The 11,442-nt window shown below is 72.4% G+C and carries 8 protein-coding genes and 2 pseudogenes; 5 read left to right on the top strand and 5 right to left on the bottom strand.

The window, feature by feature from the left end; translation table 11 throughout:
- Positions 1-646: 646 nt before the first annotated feature.
- From ACFXAE_RS21770 to ACFXAE_RS21760, 3 genes and pseudogenes are all read right to left on the bottom strand, one after another.
- Positions 647-2,332: a tetratricopeptide repeat protein gene (locus ACFXAE_RS21770; protein WP_384717276.1), complete on the bottom strand. Its 1,686-nt coding sequence runs from the start codon at positions 2,330-2,332 to the stop codon at positions 647-649.
- Positions 2,333-2,464: 132 nt separating this feature from the next.
- A pseudogene (locus ACFXAE_RS21765) lies at positions 2,465-2,740 on the bottom strand (hypothetical protein); the annotation flags it as partial.
- Positions 2,739-3,095 (bottom strand): annotated as a pseudogene (locus ACFXAE_RS21760) (nitrate reductase); the annotation flags it as partial. The pseudogenes ACFXAE_RS21765 and ACFXAE_RS21760, both read right to left, overlap by 2 nt.
- Positions 3,096-3,405: 310 nt before the next feature.
- On the opposite strand from ACFXAE_RS21760, the gene ACFXAE_RS21755 reads away from it, so the two are divergent.
- A complete protein-coding gene (locus tag ACFXAE_RS21755; protein ID WP_384717273.1) occupies positions 3,406-4,227 on the top strand; it encodes an SAM-dependent methyltransferase in 822 nt (273 codons plus the stop codon).
- 71 nt (positions 4,228-4,298) lie between these two features.
- On the opposite strand, the gene ACFXAE_RS21750 is transcribed toward ACFXAE_RS21755, so the two are convergent.
- Positions 4,299-5,219 (bottom strand): helix-turn-helix domain-containing protein, encoded by a 921-nt coding sequence (locus tag ACFXAE_RS21750; protein ID WP_384717270.1) that lies wholly within the window; start codon positions 5,217-5,219, stop codon positions 4,299-4,301.
- Between the two features lie 155 nt (positions 5,220-5,374).
- Positions 5,375-5,605, bottom strand: coding sequence for a DUF397 domain-containing protein (locus ACFXAE_RS21745; protein WP_384717267.1), 231 nt, complete (start codon positions 5,603-5,605; stop codon positions 5,375-5,377).
- 155 nt (positions 5,606-5,760) lie between these two features.
- Here ACFXAE_RS21745 and ACFXAE_RS21740 point away from each other — a divergent pair, with 155 nt between their 5' ends.
- The 4 genes from ACFXAE_RS21740 (at position 5,761) to ACFXAE_RS21725 (ending at position 11,334) form a co-directional block, all read left to right on the top strand.
- Positions 5,761-6,318: an ATP-binding protein gene (locus ACFXAE_RS21740; RefSeq protein ID WP_384717431.1), complete on the top strand. Its 558-nt coding sequence runs from the start codon at positions 5,761-5,763 to the stop codon at positions 6,316-6,318.
- A 30-nt stretch (positions 6,319-6,348) separates the two neighbouring features.
- Positions 6,349-6,894: a hypothetical protein gene (locus ACFXAE_RS21735; RefSeq protein ID WP_384717264.1), complete on the top strand. Its 546-nt coding sequence runs from the start codon at positions 6,349-6,351 to the stop codon at positions 6,892-6,894.
- A gap of 214 nt (positions 6,895-7,108) precedes the next feature.
- Complete coding sequence (locus ACFXAE_RS21730; RefSeq protein ID WP_384717261.1) at positions 7,109-9,835, top strand: SpoIIE family protein phosphatase; 2,727 nt, start codon at positions 7,109-7,111, stop codon at positions 9,833-9,835.
- 134 nt (positions 9,836-9,969) lie between these two features.
- Positions 9,970-11,334 (top strand): FAD-dependent oxidoreductase, encoded by a 1,365-nt coding sequence (locus ACFXAE_RS21725; RefSeq protein ID WP_384717258.1) that lies wholly within the window; start codon positions 9,970-9,972, stop codon positions 11,332-11,334.
- Positions 11,335-11,442 lie beyond the last annotated feature (108 nt).

Below are 11,442 nucleotides of genomic sequence, written 5' to 3'. Positions count from 1 at the left end.
TGGCCGCGGTGTGCGGAGGCGGCCCGCGCCGCTCTCGGTTCCTCGGCGGTCGGCGGTCGGCGGGGTCCTTGCGCCGCGTCGTAGACGTGGGCGCGGCCGCCGGCCCACTTGGACCCGGGCGGGATCGTCCACCAGCCGTTCGTCCTCCGGCGGTCCCGCGCGCCGCGGGGACTCCACCACGTCCCGGCCGGAGTTCGCGAGGCCGGCGATCTCACCGCGCACGGTCACCCGTCGTCCGCCCGGCCCGCGCGACGGGCGCACCACGACCGGCGCCTTCGTCGTCCTTCCGGGATCCGGTCCGCACCACCGATATGCGTTCCGGCCCGCACATCACCCGACTGGCTCGCCGGACGAGCCGTCCGGGCCCGGGCCGTGCTCGTATGGAAGCGGCCCCCATGCCTACCCGGAGGGAGCTGGGAATGCACGAGATGTGGTGCGGTGCAGACACTTCGGGAGAGCTGGTGTGGCATGTCCTCACGTCGGACAAGTCATCCACGCTCTGCGGAGTGGAGAAGCAGGACGAGTCGACTCGTCGGCACATGACGGACCGGCACTGCTTCTCCTGCATGAAGACGTTCCAGGACGTCGTCGAAGCGAGCTGAGGCCGGCCGGTCCGGCCCCGCCGAACCGGCCCGGGCGGGCCGGTTCAGTGGCAGGGGCGGGCCGCGCCAAGGGCCCCCGGGCGGTGGGTCTCCAGCCGGCAGAAGCAGGATGCCTCGACGGGTACGTCCGCCAGCGCGGTCGCCTGCTTGAGCTGCTGGGCGATGATCGCCGCCTCCCCGGTCCTCCCGGTGCGCAGCAGGCACTCGTGGAACCCGTGCAGCGCCCAGACGTTGCCCGGGTGCTGCAGGGGCCGGGGCAGGGTGCCGTCGAGGCCGAGGTCGGCCCGGTACACGGCTTCGGCCTCTTCGACGCGGCCCTGCTCCAACAGCAGCGCCCCGTAGGCGTGCCGGGTGGGCTGCATCCAGCCCCAGGGCTCGTCGTAGGGCAGGTTGTCGTCCAGCTCGACCGACCGCTCCAGCGCGGCGAAGGCGGTGTCGTACTCGCCCTTGCGGTAGGCGAGTTCGCCGTCCAGCATCGCCGACGCGATGGCGAGGATGTCGTGGCAGGTGTTGTTGAAGAGCATCCGGGTCCCGGGGACGCGGTCCACGGCCGCGCGGAAGCCGGCCCGCTCCGCCTCGGCCCCGTCGGTGGCGCCGGTCGCGGAGAGGGCGACGCCCCGCGCGTAGTGGAGCATGGCGGTGGTCACGCAGTACAGCTCCGGGTCGGCGGGGAACGGCAGCGCCAGGACGTCGTCCCAGCGGCCGAAGCGGATCAGGACGTGGACGCGCATCGCCAGGAACCCCTCGAGCCAGTCGGCCATGGGCGGGCTCTGTACCCGCAGGAGTTCCTCGGGGACGGCGGCCTCGAGCCGCGCGGCGGCGTCCAGGGCGACCTGTGACTGGCCGGCGAACATGGCGCCGTAGATCCTGAAGTGGTGGTTGTGGGCGCGGTAGAGCGTGTAGAAGTTCATGGCGCCGGCCCGCTCGAGGTACTTCTCGTCGGCGGCGACGGCGACGGTGTTGTCGGAGACGACCCGGCGGTAGTCGCCGCAGAGCACTTCCAGGTGCGAGGGCATGTGGTGCAGGTGCCCGGCGTCGGGCACGGCGCCGCGCAGCCGGTCGGCGACGGTGAGGGCGGCTTCCGGCGTGGGGGACATCTCCATCAGGTGGACGTACAGGTGGAGGACGCCGGGGTGCCGGGCGCCCGCTTCGGTGGCGAGCGCGCCGTCGAGGACGGCCTTGGCCTCCAGGGTGCGGGCGCCGTCGGCCGGACGGCCGGTCCTGAGGTCCCACAGCTGCCAGGGGGTGAGGTTCATCAGGGCGTCGGCGCAGAGCGTGGCCACGTCCGGGTCGCCGGGGGCGTCCTCGTACACGGCGAGCATCCGGTCCGCGTAGGGTTCGTTCCACACCGAGCAGTCCTCGGCGGCCTCCGCCTGCGGGTAGCGGGCGCGCAGGGCCTCGATGAGGGCCCGCTCGACGGGGGTGGCGTGCGCGGCCTTCTCGTGCGCCCGCTCCACCGCCTCGTGGGTGCGGGCGACGGTGTCGACGAGTTCGCCGCCGTCGAAGGCCTCCCAGGGCTTGTTGTAGTTGGGGCCGAGGGCGTAGGCGATGCCCCAGTGGGCCATGGCGCAGTCCGGGTCGGCCTCGGCCGCCTTCTCGAAACAGGCGACCGCCTCCTCGTGGTTGAACGCGTACGTCCACACCAGCCCGCGGTCGAACCAGAGTTGCGCGTCGGCGGAGGAGGTCGTCACGGGCCGGCGGTGGTCGCCGAGGTCGTAGTAGTCGTCCATGCGTGCCTCCCGGGGCAGCGGATGGCCGGCCGCCGGCGACGCCGGCGACGGACGTCCCGTAGGGACGAACCCGACGATAGCGGGGCACACCCGCCGGCGCAGGCGTCGGCGGGGATCCGCCGCCCGGGCCGGTCACGCGCCGACGAGGAGCTGCGGCGGCAGCACCTTGATCATCGTGTTGGTCCAGCGCATCCGGCGCAGGGTCTGCGGACGGCAGGAGGAGGCCGGCTCCAGCAGCTCCCGGTCCCGGATGGCCTGTGCCGCCCGGGCGAGCATCTCCCAGTGCGGCGAGCTGCCCGAGGCGGCCTGATGCAGGGCGCGCAGGTCGCGCAGGTCGTGCAGGTCGTGCAGGTCGTGCAGGTCGTGCAGGTCGTGCAGGTCGTGCAGGAGGAGCAGGCCCGTCTCCGGGTGAGGAAGTCAACTGGAGCGGCCCGCAGCCGGGGCGGCCCGGCATGCCCCGGATCAGACGCAGGTTGCCGACCTGCACGGCGGCGGCGGAGGCCTGATGGGACCGGTAGACGCCCTGCAGGACGGTGGACAGCAGTCGCCGCGCGTCGCCGAGGAGTTCCGCCACCCGTTCGATCCGCACGGCGGGGACGTCGCAGATCTCCGCGGCCCGCTTCGGGGTGCACCGCTCGACGCGGGCGGCGAGTTCGTCGAAGCCGACGGTGTGCGCGTCGATGCAGGCACGGTCGGTCCGGCCGGCGTGGATGATCTCGGGCAGCAGCGCGACGCCGGTGCCGGGGCGCGGCGCCAGGTGCATGTCGGTGCGGTCCGGCCAGGGGGTGCCGGGCGCGCAAGGGGTGCGCGCCCCGGGGGTTCGCGATCCGGTCCGTCGAGCTGTCCAGGATCCGGTCCCCCCGGGAAAACGGTGTCACCCTGCGCGTACCCCCTCTCCGGAGCGCAAGCGCTCACAGTGAGTGCCCGATGTGACACTCCGGGTCATTCCGAGCGCACGGCGTGCCATTCCTTCCGAGCGACGTTCACCGCCTGGCTGGCACGGCCCCTTCATGGCTCCCTAGGATGTACTCCCTGTCCAGCCAGTCCAGTTGGCGCGGCCCGCAGGGGGAACGATGCACACCGGTAAGCAGCTGTCCACCGAGATCGACGCGACCGTGCCGACGGCAGCGCGTATGTACGACTACTACTTGGGCGGCAAGGACAACTACGCGGCGGACCGTGCCGCGACCGAGGAACTCGACAAGGTGGTGCCCAGCACCCGCCGCCTGGCACTGAACAACCGGCGCTTCCTCCAGCGGGCGGTCCGCACCCTCACGCAGGAGTACGGGATACGGCAGTACGTCGACCACGGTTCCGGTCTGCCCACCCAGGACAACGTCCACCAGGTCGCGCAGCGCATCGACCCGACCACCCACGTGGTGTACGCCGACAACGACCCGATGGTGCTGGTGCACGGCCGTGCCCTGCTGGAGCAGGACGAGCGCACCGTGGTCATCCAGGCCGACATGCGCGACACCGACGGGATATTCGGCCACCCGGAGACCCGGCGGCTGATCGACTTCTCGGAGCCGGTGTGCGTGCTGTTCAACTCGGTCTTCCACTGCATCCCGGACAGTGACACCGACGGTCCGCTCGCCCTGGCCCGCCGGGTGCGCGAACGGCTGGCGCCGGGCAGCTTCATGGTGATGTGCCAGCTCGTCAGCGAGGACGCCGAGGTCCGTGAGTCCGTCACCGACTTCATGGACCGGGCGACCCACGGGAACTGGGGCCGGGTGCGCGAGCCGAAGGACGTCGAGTCGTACTTCGAGGGTCTGGAGATCCTGGAGCCGGGCCTGGTGGAGGTGTCCACCTGGCGCCCGGACACCGAGGTGGCGCCCCGTCAGCTCACCCAGGAGTGGATCGAGTTCGGCGGTGTGGGCCGGCTCCCGGTGTAACCCGTGACGCCGCGGCGCCCCCGCCGGACCTCTCGGGTCCCACGGGGGCGCCGGCGTGTTCGTGCCTTCCGCTACGCCGTGGCGTAGCGCTCCTCGATCGTCCTGCGGAGCAGCTCCACCGAGTCGCGCGGCTTGAGCGCCTCGTCGGCGAGGCGGTCCAGCACGATCCGGTACTCCTCCGTCTCGTCGCGGTCCTCGAGGAAGTTGGCGCTCCTGATGTGCTCCAGATAGACCACGTCGGGCAGGTCGAGCCCGCCGAAGCGCAGATAGGTCACGGGGATGGCGGGAGCCGACGCGTTCGTCACGTCGAGCGGCACGATCTGCACCGTCACATTGGTCCGCTCGGTCATCGTCACCAGGTGCTCGAGCTGCTCGCGCATCACCGCGGGGCTGCCCAGGACACGCAGCAGGACCGACTCGTCGATGACGGCCCAGATCTGCGGCGCGGCCTCGCGCAGCAGCAGTTCGGCGCGGCGCATGCGCAGCTCGACCCGGCGCTGCACCTCGCTCGCCGGGGCGTTCGGCAGCCCCCGCTCGACCACCGCGCGGGTGTAGGCGGCAGTCTGCAGCAGTCCGGGGACGTACTGGATCTCGAAGGTACGGATGGTGGCGGCGGCCTCCTGGAGTCCGACCAGACGGTCGAACCACTCGGGCATCAGCCGCTTGTCGTACCGCTGCCACCAGCCCGGTTCCCCGGCCCGCAGGAGCAGCTTGAGCAGCACCGAGGCCTCGTACCCGTCGGTGCCGTACAGCTTCAGCAATGCCCGGACGTCGGCCTCGGTCGGCGGGCGGCGGCCCTTGCCGGACTCGATGCGGGAGAGTTTCGCGGCGCTGAAGCCGACGGAGCGCGCCGCCTGGTCCTGGGACAGTCCGGCATCGTCACGGAAGCCCGCCAACTGCACGCCGACCAGCATCTTCAGCAGGGTCGGAGCGGGCTCGAGCCTGTCCAGATAGGGTTCCAGGCGGGAGATTCGATGCGACGCGGCAGACATCCCGACTCCCAGCAGACCGGCACAAGGGCGATTTACACTATCGCACCTGACTGCCCCTCACCGCATCCGCGTACGAAAACCCCGAGGAAGTGGCGGGTCGGGTTCCGCCTCACCGGCACCGGCCGGGACAGTCGGCGCCGGTGCGACGCGGGCGTTCAGACCAGGTGGTCGAACTCGCCGTCCTTCGCGCCGGCCAGGAACGCCGCCAGCTCCGCGGCCGTGTAGACGAGGGCGGGGCCGTCGGGGTCACGGGAGTTGCGCATCGCGATCCCCCCGTCGGTCAGCGGGGCCACCTCGACACAGTTGCCCTCGGCGTTGCTGTACCGGCTCTTGATCCAGCGGGCGTCCAACTGGCTGGCCCGCACTCCGTTGCGCACTCCTGGCACCGCTGTCTCCTTGCCGTTCTTGTGTCTCCCGGTGCGCGGCCGGACGTCGGCCCGCGCACCGGGAAAAATCTCGCGCAATTTCTCGTGCAATTGCACGCGAGCGCTGTCAGCGTGGATAATAGCTGCGGCGTCAACCCCCGTGCTGACGCCCCGTCCTGACGTCGCATCGGGGAGATGCCGTGTCATCACCTGCGCATCCGTTACTCCGGCCGCCGGCCACCGCCGCAATACGGACGAGTGGCCGCGGCGCGGCGACGGCGGATCCGCGCCGGCCGCTCCCGGTGCCGGAGACCGTCCGCCCCGCGTCCGCCTCGGTCACACTGCGCCTCGCACGTGGCCGGGAGGGGCTCGCGCGGGCGCGGTCCTTCACCCGGGACACCCTGCGCGACTGGTCGCTCGGCCACCACTGCGACGACGCCACCCTCGTGATCACCGAGCTCGCCGCCAACGCCGTGACACACGCGGCACCGCGGTGCGCGGGTGCGCCGGACATCCGGCTCGGGTTCCGCCTGGAGCCCGCGCACCTGCTGCTCACCGTCTCCGACCCCGACGACCACCCGCCCGTCCGCAGACCCGGCGACGGCTCCGGCCCGGCGGAGCACGGCCGGGGGCTGTGCATCGTCGCCGCCCTGTCGGAGGGGTGGGGCTGGACCCCCACCCCTCCGGCGGGCAAGACGGTGTGGGCCCGGTTGTCGACCCGACCGCCCATCTGACACGACTGCCGCGGAAAGGCACCCAACGCCATGCGCAGCGCTTCTACGGAACAGCCGAGCAGCGAGCGCCCTGTGCGCCACACGTCCCCCACCAAAGTGGCACGGACCACGCCCCTCACGGCACTGTCCCGCGTGCCGTGGGCCGACATGCAGGACTCCACCGGCTCGGCGGCGGCCATCCCCCTGCTGTTGAACGGCATCGCCTGGGGGGACACCGGCACCGCCCGCGCCGCCCTGGAGGATCTGCGGAAACGGATCTGCCAGTACGGCTTCGTCACGGAACAGGCGACCGCCGCCACGGTCCCCTTCCTCTGGGAGCTGGCCCAGCTGCCGCACGTCAGCTGCCGGGCCGGGATCATCCAGCTGCTCAAGGCCATCGCCGACGCCCGGCAGTGGGAGAGCACCGCCACCGCGTATCCCAAGCTGCTCAACCGCAGGGAGAACCCGGTGGTGTGGGAGCGGGCCGCCCGGCAGGCGGTGCGCGCCCGGCGCGGCGACCTGAACCGGCTGCTGGCCGAGCCGGACACCGAGATCGCCCGCGCCACCACGGAACTGGCCCGCGCCCTGGCCGACTGAGGCAGCGGAGCACGGTTTGCCGGGGTGGCCCGGTCGAAGAGCGCGCGCGGCTTTCGGGGGACGGTCGCGCGCCGGGGGAGGGGCGCGCGCGGTCCTCGGGGGACGGCCGCGCGCGCCCCGGGGAACCCGTGCCGGAACGGTGACAACCCGCCGGTCGGGCGGGTGCCTCGCCTCGCGTGGCGTGGCAGTGTAGACATGGCACATGGTCCGACTCATGGGTCGATCCCGGCCCCGGTCGTCCCTGCGGCCCGGTGCCGCGGCGTCCGTGCGGCGCCGGCGGGCCGCGGACGGCCGCTTCCGGTGGCGTCCGGCGGCGGGACTGCGGTCGGTGCTGAGCGGGCGCAGCGTCGCCGGACAGGTGTTCGTGCTGCATCTGATGATCGTGCTGCTGCTGGTCGTGGCCGCCGTCCTGGCGCTGGTGCTCCAGGTGCGGCGGGACAGCACGCGGGAGGCCCGCAACCGTTCGCTCGCCGTCGCGGAGACCTTCGCGAACGCGCCGGGCATCCTCGGGGCGCTGGAGTCCTCCGACCCCACGGCCGTGCTCCGGCCGCACGCCGCGGCGGCCCGCGAGCAGGCGAACGTCGACTTCGTCGTCGTCATGAACACCGACGGCATCCGCTACACGCACCCCAGACCGGACCGCATCGGCAAGCGGTTCGTCGGCACCATCGAGCCCGCGCTGGCCGGCGAGCCGGTGGTGGAGGAGATCGAGGGCACCATCGGACATCTGGTGCAGGCGGTGGTGCCGGTGAAGGACGCCGGCGGCGAGGTGGTGGGCCTGGTGTCGGCCGGCATCACGACCGAGCACGTCGGCGGGGCGGCCGAGGACCAGCTGCCCCTCGTCCTGAGCGCGGCGGCCGCCGCGCTGGCCCTGGCCACCTGGGGCGCGGCCCTGGTCAGCAGACGGCTGCTGCGCCAGACCCATGGTCTGGGCCCGCACGAGATGACCCGGATGTACGAACACCACGACGCGGTACTGCACGCGGTGCGCGAGGGAGTGGTCATCGTCGACGGGGACGGGACGCTCATGCTCGTCAACGACGAGGCGCGCCGGCTGCTCGGCCTGCCCGGGGACGCCGAGGGCCGGCCCGTGCCGGACATCGGCCTGGACCCCGGCACCGCCGAGCTGCTGTCCTCGGGCCGTGTCGCCACGGACGAGGTGCATCTGGTGGCCGACCGGCTGCTGGCGGTCAACCAGCGGCCCACCGACCGGACGGGCGGCCCGCCCGGCAGCGTGGCCACGATCCGCGACTCCACCGAGCTGCGCGCCCTGTCCGGCCGGGCGGAGACGTCGCGCGAGCGGCTCAACATGCTGTACGACGCGGGTGTGGGCATCGGGACGAGCCTGGACGTCACCCGCACGGCCGAGGAACTCGCCGAGCTGGCCGTGCCGCGGTTCGCCGACTTCGCCACGGTGGACCTGTTCGAGTCGGTGCTGGCCGGCGGCCATCCCGACGCGGCCGGCGTACTGCGCCGCGCGGCGTCGGCGGGGATCGACGCGGACGCTCCGCTCTACCCCAGGGACGAGCGGATCCGCTTCGTCGCGTCGTCCCCGCAGGGCGTCAGCCTCGCCACCGGCCGGCCGGTCCTGGAGCCCCGGCTCGACGAGGCGCCGGGCTGGCACGCGCAGGACCTGGAGCGCTCCGGGCAGGTCATGGAGTACGGCATCCATTCGCTGGTCACCGTGCCGCTGCGGGCCGGGGCGCTGGTGCTCGGGGTGGTCAGCTTCTGGCGTTCGCGGAAGGCGGAGCCGTTCGACACCGAGGAGCTGGCCCTCGCGGAGGAACTGGTCGCCCGGGCCGCGGTCTCCATCGACAACGCCCGCCGTTACACGCGCGAGCACAGCATGGCGGTGACGCTCCAGCGGAGCCTGCTGCCGCGCACGCTGCCCGGGCAGAGCGCCCTGGAGATCGCCTACCGCTACCTTCCCGCGCAGGCCGGGGTGGGCGGGGACTGGTTCGACGTGCTGCCGCTGTCCGGTGCCCGGGTCGCGCTCGTGGTCGGTGACGTCGTCGGCCACGGCCTGCACGCGGCGGCCACGATGGGGCGGCTGCGCACGGCGGTGCACAACTTCTCCGCGCTGGACCTCCCGCCCGACGAGCTCCTGGCCCTGCTCGACGAGCTGGTCGGGCGCATCGACCAGGACGAGGCACAGGACGAGCAGAGCGCACCGGTGACAGGGGCGACCTGTCTGTACGCGGTCTACGACCCGGTCTCCCGGCACTGCACCGTGGCCCGGGCGGGTCATCCGCCGCCGGCCGTGGTCCGCCCGGACGGCGGGGCGGAGTTCTGGGACGTGCCCGCCGGCCCCCCGCTGGGACTCGGCGGTCTGCCGTTCGAGTCGACCGGGCTGGAGCTGCCGGAGGGCAGCCGGCTCGTCCTCTACACCGACGGGCTGGTCGAGGACCGCGGGCACGACATCGACGTCGGTCTGGAACGGCTGCGCGAGGCACTGTCCCGGGCCGGTGACTCCCCCGAGGACACCTGCAGGGTCGTACTGGAGTCCCGGCGCCCGGCGCGAGCCGGTGACGACATCGCGCTGCTCGTGGCGCGGACGCGGGCGCTGCCCGCCGACCGGATCGCCCAGTGGCCGGTACCGCCGGATCCGGCGGCCGTCGGCGAGGTGCGGGCGGCGGTCACCCGGAAGCTGGCCGAGTGGGGGCTGGACGAGCTGGCGTTCAGCACCGAGCTGATCCTGAGCGAGCTGGTCACCAACGCGCTCCGCTACGGCGGCACCCCCATCCAGGTGCGGATGCTGTACGAGCGCAACCTGATCTGCGAGGTGTACGACAGCAGCAGCACCTCACCCCATCTGCGGTACGCAACCATGACGGACGAGGGCGGACGCGGCCTGTTCCTGGTCGCCCAGCTCACCGAGCGCTGGGGCACCCGCTATCTGCCCGCCGGCAAGGTCATCTGGACGGAACAGCCCGTTCCCTGAGACATAAGGGCATGTGAGGAGACCTCATAAGAGAGGCTTATGAGCCCATAGACCGGACCCGCGTACCAGGTAAGGCATGCCTCAGTTTAGGCTTCCCACCGAGTCGCCTGTCATCACTCGAAGGGAACCTGACCATGCCCCGCCCCCTGCGGGTAGCCATCGTCGGATCCGGCCCCGCCGGGATCTACGCCGCCGACGCCCTGCTCAAGTCCGACGTGGCCGCCGAACCGGGCGTGTCCATCGACATCTTCGAGCGGATGCCTGCGCCGTTCGGACTGATCCGGTACGGCGTCGCCCCCGACCACCCGCGGATCAAGGGCATCATCACGGCCCTGCACCAAGTGCTCGACAAGCCGCAGATCCGGCTGTTCGGCAATGTGGACTACGGCACCGACGTCCACCTCGACGATCTGCGCACGTTCTACGACGGGGTGATCTTCGCCACCGGCGCCACGGCCGACCGCGCGCTGGACATACCGGGCATCGACCTCGACGGCTCCTACGGCGCCGCGGACTTCGTCTCCTGGTACGACGGCCACCCGGACGTGCCGCGCACCTGGCCCCTCCAGGCCGAGAAGGTCGCCGTGCTCGGTGTCGGCAACGTCGCCCTCGACGTGGCCCGCATCCTGGCCAAGACGGCCGACGAGCTGCTGCCCACCGAGATCCCGCCGAACGTCCACGAGGGCCTGAAGGCCAACAAGGCGCTGGAGGTCCACGTCTTCGGCCGCCGCGGCCCGGCGCAGGCGAAGTTCAGCCCGATGGAGCTGCGGGAGCTGGACCACTCCCCCAGCATCGAGGTGATCGTCGACCCCGAGGACATCGACTACGACGAGGGCTCGATCGCGACCCGGCGCGGCAACAAGCAGGCCGACATGGTCGCCAAGACCCTGGAGAACTGGGCGATCCGCGATGCCGGCGACCGCCCGCACAAGCTGTTCCTGCACTTCTTCGAGTCGCCCACCGAGATCCTCGGTGCGGACGGCAAGGTCGTCGGCCTGCGCACCGAGCGCACCGAACTCGACGGCACCGGCAACGTCAAGGGGACCGGCGAGTTCAAGGACTGGGACGTCAGCGCGGTCTACCGGGCCGTGGGCTACCTCTCCGACAAGCTTCCCAAGCTGCCCTGGGACATCGGCTCCGGCACGGTCCCGGACGAGGGCGGGCGTGTCATCCAGGAGACCGGCGAGCACCTGGACTCCACGTACGTCACCGGCTGGATCCGGCGCGGTCCGGTGGGCCTGATCGGCCACACCAAGGGCGACGCCAACGAGACGGTGGGGAACCTGCTGGCGGATTACGCGAGCGGCCGGCTCCAGACGCCCGAGTCGCCGGCCCCGGAGGCCGTGGACGCGTTCCTCGCCGAACGCGGCATCCGCTTCACCACCTGGGACGGCTGGTACCGCCTGGACGCCGCGGAGAAGGCACTGGGCGAGCCGCAGGGCCGCGAACGCGTGAAGCTCGTGGAGCGCGAGGACATGCTGCGGGAGAGCGGCGCGTGACCCGCTGACCCCGCGCGGGGCCGTGCCCCTGGGCGCGCGTGCGGTGTGGGTTGGGGGGGGGGCGGGCGCGCGAGCGGGTGAGTGTGGGGGGGGGCGGCGGGGGGGGTC

Source organism: Streptomyces sp. NPDC059454, from assembly GCF_042749965.1.
GTDB lineage: Bacteria > Actinomycetota > Actinomycetes > Streptomycetales > Streptomycetaceae > Streptomyces.
Note: the sequence above shows the minus strand (reverse complement) of the source record. Positions and strands in the feature narration are given on the sequence as shown.